Annotated in this window: 15 protein-coding genes and 2 tRNA genes; 6 read left to right on the top strand and 11 right to left on the bottom strand. The window is 69.2% G+C overall.

The features are described 5' to 3' along the window. Nucleotides 1-258 precede the first annotated feature (258 nt). From ACZ432_RS08370 to ACZ432_RS08345, 6 genes are read right to left on the bottom strand one after another with little or no spacing between them, the layout of a single operon-like run. Complete coding sequence (locus ACZ432_RS08370) at nucleotides 259-678, bottom strand: NusA-like transcription termination signal-binding factor (RefSeq protein WP_426962734.1); 420 nt, start codon at nucleotides 676-678, stop codon at nucleotides 259-261. Then, complete coding sequence (gene rpoA2, locus ACZ432_RS08365; RefSeq protein WP_426962735.1) at nucleotides 678-1,904, bottom strand: DNA-directed RNA polymerase subunit A''; 1,227 nt, start codon at nucleotides 1,902-1,904, stop codon at nucleotides 678-680. Before rpoA2 ends, ACZ432_RS08370 begins: the two co-directional genes overlap by 1 nt. After that, the gene (locus ACZ432_RS08360; protein ID WP_426962789.1) at nucleotides 1,897-4,821 is read right to left on the bottom strand and encodes a DNA-directed RNA polymerase subunit A'; all 2,925 of its coding nucleotides are present in this window, start codon (nucleotides 4,819-4,821) and stop codon (nucleotides 1,897-1,899) included. The genes rpoA2 and ACZ432_RS08360 overlap by 8 nt, the downstream gene beginning before the upstream one ends. A gap of 18 nt (nucleotides 4,822-4,839) precedes the next feature. Beyond that, nucleotides 4,840-6,669, bottom strand: coding sequence for a DNA-directed RNA polymerase subunit B (rpoB, locus tag ACZ432_RS08355; protein WP_426962736.1), 1,830 nt, complete (start codon nucleotides 6,667-6,669; stop codon nucleotides 4,840-4,842). 2 nt (nucleotides 6,670-6,671) lie between these two features. Next, a complete protein-coding gene (locus ACZ432_RS08350) occupies nucleotides 6,672-8,237 on the bottom strand; it encodes a DNA-directed RNA polymerase subunit B'' (RefSeq protein ID WP_426962737.1) in 1,566 nt (521 codons plus the stop codon). Further along, complete coding sequence (locus ACZ432_RS08345; protein ID WP_058367416.1) at nucleotides 8,234-8,464, bottom strand: DNA-directed RNA polymerase subunit H; 231 nt, start codon at nucleotides 8,462-8,464, stop codon at nucleotides 8,234-8,236. Before ACZ432_RS08345 ends, ACZ432_RS08350 begins: the two co-directional genes overlap by 4 nt. A 284-nt stretch (nucleotides 8,465-8,748) precedes the next feature. Between ACZ432_RS08345 and ACZ432_RS08340 the strand changes: the two genes are divergently transcribed. Then, nucleotides 8,749-8,821, top strand: a tRNA-Asp gene (locus ACZ432_RS08340). Nucleotides 8,822-8,851: 30 nt separating this feature from the next. Further along, a tRNA-Asp gene (locus tag ACZ432_RS08335) sits at nucleotides 8,852-8,924 on the top strand. Nucleotides 8,925-9,148: 224 nt separating this feature from the next. On the opposite strand, the gene ACZ432_RS08330 is transcribed toward ACZ432_RS08335, so the two are convergent. Both ACZ432_RS08330 and ACZ432_RS08325 read right to left on the bottom strand, forming a co-directional pair. Further along, on the bottom strand, nucleotides 9,149-10,093 hold the full coding sequence (locus ACZ432_RS08330) for a Gfo/Idh/MocA family protein (protein ID WP_426962738.1): 945 nt from the start codon (nucleotides 10,091-10,093) through the stop codon (nucleotides 9,149-9,151). A gap of 76 nt (nucleotides 10,094-10,169) precedes the next feature. After that, nucleotides 10,170-11,972, bottom strand: coding sequence for an SLC13 family permease (locus ACZ432_RS08325; protein ID WP_426962790.1), 1,803 nt, complete (start codon nucleotides 11,970-11,972; stop codon nucleotides 10,170-10,172). Between the two features lie 584 nt (nucleotides 11,973-12,556). Between ACZ432_RS08325 and ACZ432_RS08320 the strand changes: the two genes are divergently transcribed. The 4 genes from ACZ432_RS08320 to ACZ432_RS08305 are packed head-to-tail and all read left to right on the top strand — an operon-like array spanning nucleotide 12,557 to nucleotide 13,992. Beyond that, entirely contained in the window at nucleotides 12,557-12,910 is a 354-nt protein-coding gene (locus tag ACZ432_RS08320; RefSeq protein WP_426962739.1) for a hypothetical protein, read from the top strand. A 29-nt stretch (nucleotides 12,911-12,939) separates the two neighbouring features. Then, nucleotides 12,940-13,185, top strand: coding sequence for a hypothetical protein (locus ACZ432_RS08315; protein ID WP_058367419.1), 246 nt, complete (start codon nucleotides 12,940-12,942; stop codon nucleotides 13,183-13,185). Then, entirely contained in the window at nucleotides 13,185-13,709 is a 525-nt protein-coding gene (locus ACZ432_RS08310) for a hypothetical protein (protein ID WP_426962740.1), read from the top strand. The genes ACZ432_RS08315 and ACZ432_RS08310 overlap by 1 nt, the downstream gene beginning before the upstream one ends. Nucleotide 13,710: 1 nt before the next feature. Further along, nucleotides 13,711-13,992: a hypothetical protein gene (locus ACZ432_RS08305; RefSeq protein WP_426962741.1), complete on the top strand. Its 282-nt coding sequence runs from the start codon at nucleotides 13,711-13,713 to the stop codon at nucleotides 13,990-13,992. Between the two features lie 50 nt (nucleotides 13,993-14,042). On the opposite strand, the gene ACZ432_RS08300 is transcribed toward ACZ432_RS08305, so the two are convergent. From ACZ432_RS08300 to ACZ432_RS08290, 3 genes are all read right to left on the bottom strand, one after another. Then, entirely contained in the window at nucleotides 14,043-14,303 is a 261-nt protein-coding gene (locus ACZ432_RS08300; protein WP_426962742.1) for a hypothetical protein, read from the bottom strand. A 70-nt stretch (nucleotides 14,304-14,373) separates the two neighbouring features. Next, nucleotides 14,374-14,829, bottom strand: coding sequence for a hypothetical protein (locus ACZ432_RS08295; RefSeq protein WP_426962743.1), 456 nt, complete (start codon nucleotides 14,827-14,829; stop codon nucleotides 14,374-14,376). Then, nucleotides 14,822-15,373 carry a hypothetical protein gene (locus ACZ432_RS08290; protein WP_426962744.1) on the bottom strand — a complete coding sequence of 184 codons (552 nt, stop codon included), beginning with the start codon at nucleotides 15,371-15,373 and terminating at the stop codon, nucleotides 14,822-14,824. The genes ACZ432_RS08295 and ACZ432_RS08290 overlap by 8 nt, the downstream gene beginning before the upstream one ends.

Here is a 15,373-nt window from a genome sequence, read left to right as displayed (position 1 = left end):
AGCCGGCTGGGGCTTTCTGGGTGGTGCTGTCTCAAGCAGCAGTCACAGAAATGGACGCAGCAGCGTAGTAGCGAGAGCCGGCTGGGGCTTTCTGGGTGGTGCTGTTCCAAGTGACAGGCTCTACAGCAGTTTCAACAACATCGTACAGAGAGCCGGCTGGGGCTTTCTGGACGTTACTGTCCAGCTCAGAAGGATCAGCAACAGAAACGAGAACTACCCAAAGGCCACAACGGAAAGCTGGATCAAAAACGTCCGCGTCTAGGTCAGCTGGATGTCGTCCACGTCGTAGTGGCGCTTCGCCAGCGTGCGGGCGGTGTCGATGTTGCGCCCCTCCTTGCCGATGGCGACGCCGCGGTCCTTCTCTGCGACCTCGACGTACGCCACGCGGTCGTTCTGCTCGGAGAGCGTCACCGCGCGGACGGCCGCGGGCGAGAGCGCGCTCGCGACGAACGACTCCGCGGTGTCGGCGTCCTCGACGAGTTCGACGGTCCTGCCGAGCTCGTCCTCGACGCGCTCGACGGTCTGTCCGGCCTGGCCGATCGCCTCGGCCATCTCCCCCGCGGGGACGAGGAAGACCAGCCGGTCGCCCTCCACGAGGCAGTCCTTCGGCGTGACGCCGGTCAGCTCGTCGAACCGGCCGATGTACCGCCGTGCCTCGTCGGAGAGCTCGACCCGCATCAGTCGTCGGCGGGCTTCGAGCCCGTGACCCGCGAGCCCATGCGCAGGTCCACGTCGCCGGTGCCGATGGAGACCGGCTTCCCGACGATGACGTTCTCGATGACGCCGTCGAGGTCGTCGCGCTCGCCGTGAATGGCGGCGTCGAGCAGGTGGTTCACCGTCACCTCGAAGGCGGCGCGTGCCAGCACCGAGTCCTTGTTGCCGGAGATGCCGTGCCGGCCGATGGACTCGATCTCGCCGTTGTTGGTCATGATGTCCGCGACCAGCATCAGGTGGCGGACGTTCACGTCGTCGAGGCCCTGCTCTTCCAGCGTGTCCATCGTCTCGTTGATGATGGCCTCGCGGGCGGCCTCGATGCCGAGGTTACGGTGGATCTCGTGGATGTTGTTGCAGGTGGAACGGCTGGCGTCGACGCCCTCGATGCCGAGCACGTCGCCGAACGCCGACCCCTCGGTGTAGAGGACGAACTCCTCGCCCTCGTCGGTCTGCTCCTTGCGAATGACGACGCGGGTGACGTCCTCGATGCCCTTGAACACCACGTCGCGGAGCTGCTCGACCAGCTGGAGCAGCTCGCGGTAGCTCGGCTGGTCCGGGCCGAACTCGATGGCGGTGCCCGCCTGACGCGCGTCGACGCCGAGCGCGTCCTCGATGGTCTCCGCGACGATGCCGGCGACCTCGCTCGGGTCGTCGTGGGTGGGCCACCGCTCCAGCAGCGTCTCCTCGTTGAGGTCGATGCGGACCAGCATGTCCGCGACGTTCGTGGAGACGTCGCCGAGCGCGAGGATCTTCGTGGACTCGATGGACCAGACGACCTCGTGGGCCTTCTCGCGGTTCTCGGCGTACTCGTCCTCCAGGTACACCGTCATCATCGGCGTGTCCGGCGTCTTCCGGGCGTCCACCAGCTCGATGAGCCGTGGCAGCCCCTGGGTCACGTCGATCTCCGCGACGCCCGCGTAGTGGAACGTGTTCATCGTCATCTGCGTCCCCGGCTCCCCGATGGACTGCGCGGAGACCGTGCCGACCGGGTCGAGGGGGTCGACGCGCGTCTCGAGGTAGCGGTTCTCGACGCCGGTGACGATGTCGGTCGCCTGCTCGTTGGAGATCCCGCCGTATTCCTCGGCCTTCGCGTCGAGGGTCTCGTACACGTCCTCCTTCAGCCGCCGCGGGAGGTCCGTGTCCTCGACGATGGCCTCGATGTCGTCGGTGACGTGGTCGTACTCAGTCATCGGAGTCCACCCCCAGTCCCTGCGCCTTGTTAAGGCCCGGCCCGGCGTGTTCGGAGATGTTGGTCGGCTGCTGTTCGCGGCCGATGAACCGCTCCTTCTCCTCGTCGTCCGCGAACTCCGCGGAGAGGACGCGGTCGGCGATCCCCTCGACGTCGAGGGCGCCCTCGTCGCCGGAGGAGACCTTCACCGGCGAGGTGCCGTCCTCGCCGAACTCGAACTGCACGATGGTGTCGGAGGTGTCCCGCACCGTGCCGTCGTACTGCGCCTCCAGCTCGGAGAGCGCGTTGATGAGCCGACGCTGCAGGTAGCCGGACTTCGACGTCCGGACCGCCGTGTCGACCAGGCCCTCGCGGCCGCCCATCGCGTGGAAGAAGAACTCACGCGGCGTGAGCCCGTTGCGGTAGGAGTTCTCCACGAAGCCGTGTGCCTCCGCGGAGAGGTCCCCCTCCTGATAGTGGGCGAGCGTGCGGCCCTCGTAGCCGCGGTTGATGCGCTCGCCGCGGACCGCCTGCTGACCGACGCAGCCGGCCATCTGGGTGAGGTTCAGCATCGAGCCACGGGCGCCGGACTGGGCCATGATGACGGCCGGGTTGTCGTCGCCGAAGTGCTCCTCGGCGATCTCGCCCGCGGAGTCGCGGGCCTTCCCGAGCGTCTGCATGATCTTCATCTCCAGCGTCTCGTCGACCGTCCGGCCCGGCAGGCTCTCCAGCTCGCCGGCCTCGTAGGTCTCGATCAGCTCCTCGATGCGGTCGTAGGCGCTGTCGATCGCCTCGTCGACCTGCTCCTCGGCGAGCGGCGGGATGGACTCGTCGTCGATCCCGATCGAGAAGCCGAAGTGCATGATCGCGCGCATCGCCAGCGCCGCGATCTCGTTGATGAACACGCGGGCGCGCGTCTCGCCGTACGCCTTCGTGATCGTGTCGACCACGTCGCCGCCGAACGCGCCGACCGCGTCCTCGTCGACGGTCCCCTCCACGAGCTGGCCGTCCTCGATGAGCACGCGGTCGCCCGTCGAGGAGGTGAACTCCAGGTCGAGGTCGTCCGGCAGCAGCTCCGAGAACAGCGTCCGGCCGGTCCAGAACGGCCCCTGCTCGTTCTCGCCATCCGCCTCGGGCAGCTCGTCGACCCGCGTGGCGCGCAGCAGGTCCAGCGCCTGCGTCTCCGTGAACTCGGGGTTCGTGTGCGTCAGCAGGTACGTCCCCGAGATGTGGTCCTGGATGGCGCCGATGATGTTCTCGCCGAACCGCGGCGAGAGGATCTGCTCTTGCACGCGCATGAGGACGCGCGCCTCCGCGCGGGCCTCCTCGTTCTGGAGCGCGTGCATGTTCATCTCGTCGCCGTCGAAGTCCGCGTTGTACGGCGGGCAGACGACGGTGTTGAGCCGGAACGTCTTGTACGGCATCACCACGACCTCGTGGGCCATGATGGACATCCGGTGGAGCGAGGGCTGCCGGTTGAAGATCACGATGTCGCCGTCGATGAGGTGGCGGTTGACCTCCCACCCCTCCTCGACCTTCTCGGCGAGCTCCTCGCAGTTCTTCTCGGTCACCTTCAGGCGGCGCCCGTCGGGGCGGCGCACGTAGTTGGCGCCCGGGTGGCTCTCGGGGCCGTTCCGGACGTACTGGCGCGCCTCGTCGAGGTTGCGCTCGGTGACGTTGAGCGTCTGCGTCATCTCGGTGGCGACGCGGTCGGGAACGCCGACCTCGTTGAGCGAGAGGGTCGGGTCCGGCGAGATGACGGTCCGGGCGGAGAAGTTGACGCGCTTCCCCGAGAGGGAGCCGCGGAAGCGGCCCTCCTTCCCCTTCAGGCGCTGCGAGAGCGTCTTGAGGGGGCGGCCGGAGCGGTGCCGGGCCGGCGGCGTGCCGGAGATCTCGTTGTCAACGAACGTCGTGACGTGGTACTGGAGCAGCTCCCAGAGGTCCTCGATGATCAGCTGGGGGGCGCCCGCCTCGCGGTTCTCCATGAACCGCTGGTTGATGCGGATGATGTCGACCAGCTTGTGCGTGAGGTCGTCCTCGGAGCGCTGGCCGTTGTCCAGCGTGATCGACGGCCGCGTGGTCACCGGCGGGACCGGGAGCACGGTCAGGATCATCCACTCGGGACGGGAGTCCTCGGAGTCGATGCCGAGCGCCTCGAGGTCCTCGTCCGGGATGTCCTCGAACCAGTCGCGGATGTCCGAGGGCATCAGCTTGTTCATGTCCTCCTCGGTGAGGTCCACGTCGAGTGCACGTTCGATGGCGCGGCGGTCCTCCTTCCGCGGGCGGAACTCGCCGGCCATGATGTCGTTGACGCGCTCCAGCGAGATGTCCGTCTTCTCGGCCAGCTCCTTCGGCGTGGTGCCGGGCTCGTCGTTCTCCTCGTCCGGCTGCATCGCCTGCGCGATGCGCTCGGAGTAGTCGCCCGAGAGCACGTCCTGCACCTCGTAGTAGGTGGTCGGCTTCTCGTGTTTGATATCCGCCTGCGGCTCGCCGCAGTACGGGCACGAGGAGGCCTTCCGGGCCTGCCGGACGGCCGCCTTCAGCACGTCGTGGGGGTCGTCGCCGAGCTCCTCTGCGCGCTCGAAGCGGTCCGCGAACTCCGCGCGCTCCTCCTCCGTGAGCGAGAGCTTGCCGCACTCCCGGCACGTCGAGCGGAGGAGCCGCCGGATGAGCTTCGTGAAGCCGACGTGGATGACCGGCGCCGCCAGCTCGATGTGGCCGAAGTGGCCGTTACACGAGCCCGAGTGGCGACCGCAGGTCCGGCACTCCAGCCCGGGGTCGATGACGCCCAGTCGCGGGTCCATCAGCCCCATGTCGATGGGGTAGCCGTCGTCGTCGTAGGTGTCCGCCGTGATGACCTTCGTCGCGGACATGTCGCGATACGTCTCCGGGTCCATCAGCCCGAAGTTGATGCCGCCGAGTTGTTTGGGTGTCTGCATTGACATTCGTGAGACCTCCTAGACCGCGTCCTCCAGTTCGAGCCGGGGGCGGATCCCCAGGGCGATCATCTCGTCGAGCAGGAGCTTGAACGCGTAGCTGACCTCCAGCTCGTGGATGTCGTCCTCGTCGCCGGTCACCGGGTCGTAGATCCGGCGCTGCTCGCGGTCCTCGACCGCGACCAGTCCGGTCTCCGCGGAGACGTGGACCGTCTCCGCGTCCGACGACTCCAGCAGGCGCTCGTTGAGCACCATCGCCGCGCCGTGTCCGATGACGGTGTCGCGCTCCATCTCCCCGACGCGGAGGCCGCCCTCGCGGGCGCGCCCCTCGGTGGGCTGGCGCGTGAGCACCTGCACCGGCCCGCGCGAGCGGGCGTGGAGCTTGTTCGACACCATGTGGTACAGCTTGTGGTAGAAGATCGTCCCGACGAAAATCTCCGCCTCGATCTTCTCGCCGGTGACGCCGGAGTACATGACCTCCTTGCCGGAGGACTTGAAGCCGTGGTCCTCCAGCTGGCCGCGGAGCTCCTCCTCGTCCTCGCCCTGGAACGGCGTGCCGTCGACCCGGCTCCCGCGGAGGGAGCCGACCTTGCCGCCGAGCATCTCCAGCACGTGGCCGACCGTCATCCGCGACGGGAGCGCGTGCGGGTTCAGGATGAGGTCCGGAACGACGCCCTCCTCGGTGAAGGGCATGTCCTCCTGCGGGGCGAGGTGGCCGACGACGCCCTTCTGGCCGTGCCGGGACGCGAACTTGTCGCCCAGCTCGGGGATCCGCTCGTCGCGGACCTTCACCTTCGAGAGCTTCGAGCCGTCCTCGCCCTCCATCAGCGTCACCGTGTCGACGACGCCGTCCTCGCCCGAGCGCATGGTGACGGAGGTCTCGCGCCGCTTCTGGGGCGAGAGTCCACCCATGTCGTCCGGCTCCTCGAGGAAGCGCGGCGGGGAGGTCTTGCCGAGCAGCACCGAAGACTCGTCCACCTTCGTCTCGGGGTTGACGAGGCCGTCCTCGTCGAGGTGGGTGTACGCGTCCTCGCCGCGGGCGCCGCGGACGTCCTGACTCGGGATCTCGAAGCGGTCCTCCTGTCCGCCGGGGTAGCGCCGCTCCTCGCCCTCGTAGGTCCGGAAGAAGTGCGAGCGGGCGAGCGCGCGGTCGACCGACCCCTGGTTCATCACCAGCGCGTCCTCGATGTTGAACCCCTCGTAGGACATGACCGCGACCGTGAAGTTCTGGGCGGCCGGCCGCTCGTCGAAGTTGATCTGCTCGGTGGTCTGGGTCTTGACCATCGACAGCTGCGGGTAGTGCATCAGGTGCTGCCGCGTGTCCGGCCGGATCCGGTAGTTGGCCGACGGAATACCGAGCGACTGCTTCATCATCCCCGCGCCCATGGTAATGCGGGGACTGGCGTTGTGCTCGGGGTAGGGGATCATCCCCGCGCCGATGCCGAAGATCAGCTGCGGGTCGATCTCGAGGTGGGTGTGCTCGTCGGTGACGTCCTCCTCGTCGACGGCCACGTAGATGTCCTCCTCCTCCTCGGCGTCGATGAACTCGACGTAGCCGCGGTCGACGAGGTCCTCGAAGTCGAGTTCGCCGTTCTCGACGGCCTCGACGTCCTCGTCGGACAGCAGGGGCTCGCCGTTCTCGACGACGATGAGGGGGCGCCGGGCGCGTCCGGCGTCCGCGTTCACGATGACCTCGCGGGTGCGCTCTTTCACCGAGACGTTGACCATCTCGGAGACGTCGCCGCGCCGCCGCGCCTCTCGGATCTGTTCTGCGAGCTCGTTCGGGTCCGGATGGGTCCCGACCAAGCTCCCGTTGACGTAGACTTTCGCCTCGCGTTCTGCCTGAGCCATTGTTAGTCGTCCGCCGTCTGTCGGTCGACGCCCTCGATGCCGGGGATCCCCTCGACACCCATCGACGCCAGTTCTCGTTTGAGTCCCTGTTCGTCCTCGACGTTCTGGGAGAGCTCCATCGCCTGCGCGAAGTTCTTCACCAGACCGCAGTTCGGCCCCTCCGGCGTCTCGGAGGGACAGATGCGACCCCACTGGGTCGCGTGGAGGTCACGCGCCTCGAAGTGCGGCTGGCTGCGCGACAGCGGACTGCGCAGCCGGCGCAGGTGCGAGAGCACGCCCATGTAGTCCGTGCGGTCGACCAGCTGAGAGACGCCCGACCGGCCGCCCACCCAGTTGCCCGTCGCGATGGGGTGTTCGAGCCGCTCGGTCAGCACGTCCGAGCGGACCACCGTGTTGACGGTGAGGTCGCGGTTCCGCATGTTGGCGCGCTCGAGCTGGTACTTCACGTCGCGGGCCAGCTTGTTGAGCGCCGTCCGGAACAGGTCCTTCATCAGGTCGCCCGAGACCTTCAGCCGCTTGTTGGCGTAGTGGTCCTTGTCGTCGGACTCGCGGCGGTCGAGCGCCAGCTCGAAGCACGCCTCGGCCATCCGACAGAGGTAGTACGCCTTGTTGATGCGCACGTCCTCGTCCTCGACGCCCTCCTCGTGGAGGTGCGGGAGGAGGTAGCGGTCGATGACGTAGTTGGCGCGCTTGAGCTGGTAGTTCTTCCCCTGCCCGGAGGCGACGCGCTTCCCGAGCTCCTCGATGGCCCCCTCCTCGGTCTGGACCTCGGCCTCCTCCAAGTTCTCCAGCATGTACTTCACGATCTCCGGGTCGTCGGAGACGCGGTGGACGATCTCCTCGTCCGACTCCAGCCCGAGCGCACGGACCAGCGTCACGAAGTCGATGGAGCCCGAGACGGAGGGGAACGAGACCTCCAGCAGCCCCTCGCGGTTCCGCTCGCAAAGCACCAGCGCGCGGTACCCGCGGCGCTGGGAGAACGTCTTGGCGACCTGAATCTCGTCGCCGTACTTGGTGTCGTACTCCGCGAGGATCTTGTTCGGCGCCAGGTCCTCCGAGGTCATCAGCACGCGCTCGGAGCCGTTGACGATGAAGTAGCCGCCGGGGTCGACCGGGTCCTCGCCGATGTCGATGAGCTCCTCGTCCGAGAAGCCCGCCATGTTACACTTGTCCGAGCCGACCATGACCGGCATGCGGCCGACCTTCGTCTCGGTGGAGTCGACGACCGTCTCCGGTTCGTCCTCGCCGCCGCGGACGATGGACATCTCCATGAAGACGGGCGCCGAGTAGGTGATGTTGCGGAGCCGCGCCTCCTGCGGGTAGAGTAGCTCCTCCGAGCCGTCGGCCTCGCGGACGCGGGGCGTGACCATGCGGACGTCCCCGAGTTCGACGTAGACGGGCTCTTGCCCCTCCTTGTCGCCGATGTCGGTCTCGATGCGCTCCTTCTCGTCGACGACGTCCTGCATCCCGCGACCCAGGAAGTTGTTGAACGATCGGAAGTGGTGCTCGGCCAGTCGGTCGTCCGAGAAGTACTCCCGGGAGACCGTGCGTAGGTCTTGTCTGTTCATGAGATGACGAGTCGGTACACGACGGCCTGGTCGGCCGTTCGCGACTCTCGAACGATCTTGATCACGTCACCCACCTCCGCGGCGTCCGGTACCGCGGGGTCGGTGCGTTTGATCTTCGGCAGGTTCGTCTTTTTCACGTTGTACTCCGCCAGGACCTCCTCGACTTCCTCCGGGTCGTCGAGCAGGACGTGGTCCGGGACGAGTTCGTGTTGGCTTACGTCTACCATGGGTGCTGGTGGTTGGGAGAAGCTATCACGAGATACTACAGTTCTCTATCTCGCGCACGCTCATAAGAGTTGTCAAGCGCGGCGGGGCGCGCCGCTAACCGGGACGAGGGGCGAGTGACACTCGGGAACACGCCGGGGGAGGATAAAAGCATGACGCCAGTCGTCACCCGACGCTCGAGCATCGGACCCCCCGAGCGGCGCCGCGGGACGGTGAGACCGCACCACACGACGGGGACGGATGATAAGCCTTATCTGCGAGTCACGGTTACGCCTGAGTGCAGCAAGCCCGGATGGTGTAGTGGCCCATCATACGACCCTGTCACGGTCGTGACGCGGGTTCAAATCCCGCTCCGGGCGTTCCCGTTCTCTCGGGACCGCTGCCTGTTAGCCCGGATGGTGTAGTGGCCCATCATACGACCCTGTCACGGTCGTGACGCGGGTTCAAATCCCGCTCCGGGCGTTTCCGTCGCCGCCAACCGACGAGCGCAGCGAGTCGAACTCGGCGGCGACGAGAGGCCGACGGGATTCTGAATCAGGGAGTGACGCGAGCCCCGGCGAGCGAACGACCGTGGTTCAAATCCCGCTCCGGGCGTTTTCGATTTCTCGACCGCCGAGCGACGCGGCCGCGGTTTCTCGCCTGCGGATGCTTCGACGCGCGGAGAACGATCGACCGCGATCGACCGGCTACGCCTCGATCCCCAGCAGGTCGTCCACGAGTTCCTGCACCGCGAGCGCCGTCTCGAAGTCGACCAGGTCCGCGTCCGCGCCGTCCATCGCCGCGACCACCTCGCCGACGAGCGTCAGCGTCGTCTCGCCGTCCGCGTCCGTGACCACGCGCTCCTCGTCGGTCCCGGGAGCGGCCACGAGCGTCCGCCAGTCCGCGAGCGCGAGCGCGCCGTCGGTCCCCTCCACGGTCAGCGAGTTCTCCTGCTCGCCGACACAGTCCGTCAGCAGGTCGACGGCGCCGGCGACGCCGTCGGCCTCGAGCCGCGCGAGGATCGAGGTCTCGCACGCCTCGGGCCCGCCGAACTCCCGGGTCGCGTCGACGACCGCGACGTCGTCGAACAGCTCCAGCGCGCCGAACAGGAAGTGGCTCCCCACCTCGCGGGTTGGTCCGCCCTGCTCGCGTCCCTCCAGCCACTCAACGTCCTGCCACGGGCGGGGCCACTTCGGGAAGCGGAACCGGAGGGAGAGCCGCCGGGGATCGCCGACCTTCCCGGCCGCCACGCGGTCGACCAGCTCCCGGAACCCGGGCGTGTAGCGGAACGGGAAGTTGATCGCGGTCACGCGGTCGCTCTCGGCCGCGCGGGCGGCCAGTTCGCGGCCCTCGGCGGCGGTGGGCGCGATGGGCTTCTCGCAGATGACGTGCGCCCCGGCGGAGAGCGCCGCGTCGACCACCTCGGCGTGCGCGACCGGCGGCACCCCGACGTGGACGAGGTCCGGCGACGCCTCCGCGAGCATCGCGTCGAGGTCGGTGTAGGCGGTCGCGTCGTGCGCCTCGGCCAACGCCGCGGCCGCGTCCGCGTCGAGGTCGCAGGCGGCGACGAGGGCGGTCCGGTCGTGCTCCGCGAACGCGTCGGCGAGGCGCCGGCCGATCACGCCACAGCCGACGACGGCGGCGTCGTACATGCTCCGACGAAGGGAACGGCGACTGAAGACCGGTTCGTTCCCGAGACGCGGTCGGGAGAGACGGCCGGGAGCGGCCTCAGACGCCCCAGAAGAACGCGATCCCGAGCGTCGTCACGACCGTCAACAGGACCTGCAGCGGCGCGCCCACCCGGAAGTAGTCGGTGAACTTGTAGCCGCCGGGGCCGTACACCATCAGGTTCGTCTGGTAGCCGATGGGGGTGAGCATCGCGGTCGAGGCCGCGAAGGTGACCGCGAGCACGAACGAGAAGGGGTTCGCGCCGAGCGCCTCCGCGGCGTCGACCGCGACCGGGATCATCAGGACGACGCTGGCGTTGTTGCTGATCACGTTGGTGACCAGCGCGGTGAACAGGTAGAACAGGCCGAGCACCGCGAGCGGTGGAAGCGTCCCGGACGCGAGCACCACGACCTCCGCGAGCCACGCCGCCGCGCCGGAGCGCTCCATCGCGACGCCCAGCGGGATCAGGCCGGCCAGCAGGACGATCACGCTCCAGTCGACGGCGGGGTACACCTCGTTGGGCTTCACGCAGCCGGTGACGACCATCGCGACGATGCCCGCGAGCGCGCTGATGACGATGGGGAGGACGTCGAGCGCCGCGACCGCCACCACCGCACCGACGATGCCGAGCGCGACCGGGATGCGCTCGGTGCGGAAGTCGGGCCGGGTGAGTTCGCGGGCGACCACGAAGTCGCGGTCGTTCGCGAACCGGTCGATCGTCTCCTCGGTCGCCTGCAGGAGGAGGGTGTCGCCGCCGCGGAGCCGACGTTCGTCCATCCGCGCGTGGATGATCCGCCCGCCGCGCCGGATCGCGAGGACGGTCGCGTCGTACCGGCCGCGGAAGTTGAGCGACTCCAGGGTCTCTCCCACCACGGTCGCCTCGGGCGAGACCACCACCTCGACGAGGCTCTGGTCGACCGCGGGCTCGACCTCGCCGGTCTCCGCGTCGAGAACCTCGTCGGTCACCTCGGCGTCCGGAGCCAGGTCCAGCCCCTCCGCGTCGATGAGGTCCAGCAGGCTCTCGCGGTCGGTGCGGAGCACCAGGATGTCGCCCGCGCGAACCTCCTTGCGCGCCAGCGGCTCGGTGAACGCCTGGTCGCCGCGGATCAGCTGGACGATGTCGGCGTCCACCTCGAGGTCCGCGAGGCTGTCCTCGACCGTCCGCCCGACCAGCACGGAGTCCTCGCGGACGACGACCTCCGTGAGGTACTGAGTCATCTCGAACTCCTCGACGAGCCGGTCGGTCACCTTGATGCGCTCGGGGATCAGCAGCCGGCCCACCGTGGCCATGTAGATCCCGCCAACCACCAGGACGACGACCCCGAGTTGCGTGAACTCGAACATCGAGAACGGGTGGTCTATCAGGCGAGCCGACAGGTCCGACGCGAGGATGTTCGTCGAGGTGCCGATCAGCGTCAGCGTGCCGCCGAGCATGGCGACGAAGGAGACGGGCATCAGGAGCTTCGACGGCGAGACGCCGGTCCGCTTCGAGATGGTCGTCACCATCGGGATCATGATGGCGACGACCGGCGTGTTGTTGATGAAGCCGGCCGTCCCCCCGGAGAGCCCGAGCACCGCCAGCAGTTGCTTGAACGGGCTGTCGCCGTAGCGCTCGGCGATCCGGTCGCCCACGATGTTGACCAGTCCCGAGCGCCGGATCCCCTCGCTGAGCACGAACATCGCGAGGACGGTGACGGTCGCGGTGCTGGCGAACCCGCCGATGCCCGTCGTCGCGTCGACGCCGGTCCACGGCTCCAGCGCGACGAGCGCCACCAGCACGCCGATGGCGGCGATGTCGATGGGCACCGGCTCGGTCACGAACAGGACCAGCGCGGCCGCGACGACCGCGAAGACGACCAGCATCGACGGCGACAGCGGCGGCACGGCGCCGAGGCCGGTCGCTCCCTGTGCGGCGATCATTCGCCAAGACCGACCGCAGGGCCGGACAAAAGTCTGCCGGGGAGACGCCGAAAGACGGACGGCGGTCCGGACGCGTCGCGGTCATCGCACTATGCGTCGCGGTGCTGATGCGGTCGCGGTGTTGTCGGCGCGCGCCGCGGCGACCCTGTGTCGCCGCGACCGCGCGAGGGAGGCCGCGGGCCGAGCGCCTGCGGTGCGTTGCGGTTCCGCGCTCGGCCCGCGGCCGAGGCTGGGGAGGCGTGAGGCCCGCGGTCGCGGTGCGGGGCGGGACTGAAAGGGGCAGTCGGCTCGATCCGGCCCCGGCGCCTCAAGCACCGCAGCGAGCGTTGCGGGGAGCGAGGAGCGCAGAGCGTGCCGCGGCCGGTCGAGCCGACTGGGGCTTTCGAGGCGTTGCTGTCCCGAACAGCAGGATCCACGACAGACACGGAAACCCGAGTTCCCGACGAACAGCCGTCAGCAGAAACGCTCCGATCACCCGCCCCATCCGAGTGCCGTACGCTCAAGTAGCCGGCCGCCCGAGCACGGCCATGCTCTCGAAGCGGCTCGCCTCGACGGTCGCGACCGGTCTCTGGGTCGCGGGGGCGCTGTTGGTCGGACAGGCGCTCCACGTCTCGGTCGTCGCCGGCGAGGTGCCGATAACCGCGCCCGCACCGGTGTTCTACACCGTCGCGGGCGTCGCGCTGATCCTCGTCGCGCGGAACCTCGACGCGCACCCCTCCGAGTACCTCGACTACGTCTCCGGCCCGGACGAGGACGGCACGGAGACCGGCGAGGCCCCGGACGCGGAGCCGGACGCCGGCTTCGACCCCGCGGCCTCCCCGCTGGACGACGAGGCGCTGGAGAACCTGGAGGCGCGCGAGCGCGAGAACCAACAGGAATAAATCGTGGGAATCGGTAGCACCGCCAACGCATGAGCACGATCAAGGAACGTCTGCCCGCCTCGGCGCTCCAGCCCGTCGGGATCGGCTCGCTGCTGCTCGGCGTCGCGGGACTGACGATCGGCTACATCCTCCTGATCCTCGGGATCACGTTCGTCTACGGCCTCGCGCCCCACGAGCTCCCGCTCGTCGATAGCCTCCTGGTACTGGCGACCGGACTCGTCTCGGCGCTTCTCGGATACGCGGGCCTGAAGGGCTTCATGCACTTCTCGTACTGATGTACGAGATCCGCGAACACCCCGACGCGCCGGACCTGGAAGCGCTCGGCGAGTTCGTCGTCGAGCCCGTGGCCCCGGACGCGATCCGCGACCGCCGCGAGGCGGGCGAGGAGCTCCGCGAGGTGAACCTGCTGGACGCCGACGAGGTGGACGCCTACGTCGAGTTGAACCCGGACCCGATGGCGCCGGGCGACACCGACATCGGCACCGCGCTCTACCGGTTGGTCCAGCTGTTCGGCACGCCGCAGTTCGAGGAGTACGCGGCCGGCGAGGACATCTCGTGGCGCGACGACGAGACGTTCAAGTACCTCTTCCAGGTCACCCGCGAGGACGAGCCGGGCGAGTGGCTGATCACCGTCCACGACTGGCGCGTCCGGCTCGGCGTCTCGCTGGCGGCGTGGTCGGGCGACCTCGACGCGGAGGCGCCCGCGGTCGACCCCGGCGAGGCCGTCTCGCTGCTCGCGCTGGTGACGAACCTCGTCACCGAGCCGGTGTTCTGCGAGTACGAGGAAGTCCCCTACTGAGGTGTCCCTCCGCTCGTCGCTCGCCGCGGTCGGACGGCGCGCCGTCGCCGCGGGCCGCTGGACCCTCGCGGTCGGCCGCCGCGTCCTCGCGGGAGCGACGAGCCGACGCGCGAAGCTGTACGCCGCGCTCGGCCTCCCCTACCTCGCGACGCTGATCAGCATCGGGAGCTACCTCTCCCGCGGCGGGACCGGGACGCCGACCGCGGTCGAGGTCGGACTGCTGGCGGGCACGCTCGGCGCGCTGTTCCTCTACGCGCTCGGGGCCGACGCCCGCGGGCGGTGAGCGGGCGGTGAGCGGGCGCCCGGGCGCCGCGTCAGCACTCCGCCACCGCCTCACCGCCCCGTCAGCACGTGCATCAGGCCGAACGTGACCGCGAGCAGCGCCACGAGCAGCCCGCCGAACGCCGGGACCACCGCGCCGTAGCCGTACAGGCCGAGCCAGTAGCCGCCGAACGACAGCAGGAGCAGCGTCGGCACCGACAGCACGTACAGAAGCGAGGAGAGGTAGCTCGGGAGCGTGGGGTCCTCGTTCCGACGCGCGAACATGCCCCGGTCCTTGGCGTCCTTCTCCTCGGTCGGGAGGTCCCGTGCCATGCGCGAGCGTTGGAAACGTCGGGGAAAGAGGGTTTCGGGCCGTCCGCCACTCCGTGACGCGAGCGCTCGTCTACTCCGTGACGCCCTCGACCGTCACCGCCGCGAGGTAGCCCCCGCCGAAGACGAGCAGTTGGATCGTCAGCACGTCCACGACGGCGTCCCGGAGCCGCGGGGCGCCCACGAGCTCCGCGACCGCACCCGAGTAGCCGAGCGCGTAGACGGGCCAGAGCCACGCGCCGATACACACCGCCGCGCCGACGACGAACGCCACGCCGGCCGCGGCGACGCTCTCGCGGAGCCCGTTCGTGAGCAGGTGCGCGTACACGCCCGCGAGCGCCACCGCGGCCAGCGCGACCCGGTGGTCGCCCGCCGGCATCAGGTCCTCGTGACCGGCCATGAACGTCGCCAGCCCGACGACGACGCCCGCGAGCGTCCCGACGGCGGCCGCTCGGACGATAAACGCCGTCCGGCGCTCGACGTAGAGGTCGCCGACCAGCCGCTCGCGGCCGAGCGTCTCGTTACGCATCGCTCCCTCCGTCCGTCCCGTCGGTTCCGGTCGTGTCGTTGCCCCCGGTCGTCCCGTCGCTCCCCCCCGCGCCCGCCCGGTCGTCGGTGACGTCCACGTTTACCGTGCGGTCGACGATGGTCCCGGTCAGTCGCCCGTCGGCCGAGAGGCGGTCCGCCTCGGCCGCCGCGTGGAGCCGCTCGGTCGAGACGTCCTCGCCGGTGGCGCGGATCCCGAACGTGACGGTCTCGCCCGCGGGCACCGCGACGGGGTCGATGCTCCGGCCCGCGGTGCTGGCGACCACGTCCTCGCCGTCCGAGACCGGGAGCCACGCCGCGTGGAACCGCATGTCCGCCTCGGTCGGGTTCGCGACGCGGAGCCGGACGGTGACGGCGTTGCCCTCCGCGGGATCGATCCCGACGACCTGTGCCTCGACCGACGTGGACGCCTCCATGTGGGCGGTGACGGCCGCGCTCGTCGACAGCGCGCCGCCGACGGCCAACGCGACCAGCAGCGCGAACGAGCCGACAAGCAGGAGGGACCGCGGCGAGGGGGACCGATCCAT

This window comes from Haloparvum alkalitolerans, assembly GCF_055381565.1.
This window is presented reverse-complemented; position numbering and strand designations above follow the sequence as displayed.

Coding starts and splice junctions, on each gene's coding strand:
- ACZ432_RS08370 (WP_426962734.1), bottom strand. CDS start 678: ATGCGGGTCGAGCTCTCCGACGAGGCACGGCGGTACATCGGCCGGTTC.
- rpoA2 (WP_426962735.1), bottom strand. CDS start 1,904: ATGACTGAGTACGACCACGTCACCGACGACATCGAGGCCATCGTCGAG.
- ACZ432_RS08360 (WP_426962789.1), bottom strand. CDS start 4,821: ATGCAGACACCCAAACAACTCGGCGGCATCAACTTCGGGCTGATGGAC.
- rpoB (WP_426962736.1), bottom strand. CDS start 6,669: ATGGCTCAGGCAGAACGCGAGGCGAAAGTCTACGTCAACGGGAGCTTG.
- ACZ432_RS08350 (WP_426962737.1), bottom strand. CDS start 8,237: ATGAACAGACAAGACCTACGCACGGTCTCCCGGGAGTACTTCTCGGAC.
- ACZ432_RS08345 (WP_058367416.1), bottom strand. CDS start 8,464: ATGGTAGACGTAAGCCAACACGAACTCGTCCCGGACCACGTCCTGCTC.
- ACZ432_RS08330 (WP_426962738.1), bottom strand. CDS start 10,093: ATGTACGACGCCGCCGTCGTCGGCTGTGGCGTGATCGGCCGGCGCCTC.
- ACZ432_RS08325 (WP_426962790.1), bottom strand. CDS start 11,972: ATGCTGGTCGTCTTCGCGGTCGTCGCGGCCGCGCTGGTCCTGTTCGTG.
- ACZ432_RS08320 (WP_426962739.1), top strand. CDS start 12,557: ATGCTCTCGAAGCGGCTCGCCTCGACGGTCGCGACCGGTCTCTGGGTC.
- ACZ432_RS08315 (WP_058367419.1), top strand. CDS start 12,940: ATGAGCACGATCAAGGAACGTCTGCCCGCCTCGGCGCTCCAGCCCGTC.
- ACZ432_RS08310 (WP_426962740.1), top strand. CDS start 13,185: ATGTACGAGATCCGCGAACACCCCGACGCGCCGGACCTGGAAGCGCTC.
- ACZ432_RS08300 (WP_426962742.1), bottom strand. CDS start 14,303: ATGGCACGGGACCTCCCGACCGAGGAGAAGGACGCCAAGGACCGGGGC.
- ACZ432_RS08295 (WP_426962743.1), bottom strand. CDS start 14,829: ATGCGTAACGAGACGCTCGGCCGCGAGCGGCTGGTCGGCGACCTCTAC.
- ACZ432_RS08290 (WP_426962744.1), bottom strand. CDS start 15,373: ATGGATCGGTCCCCCTCGCCGCGGTCCCTCCTGCTTGTCGGCTCGTTC.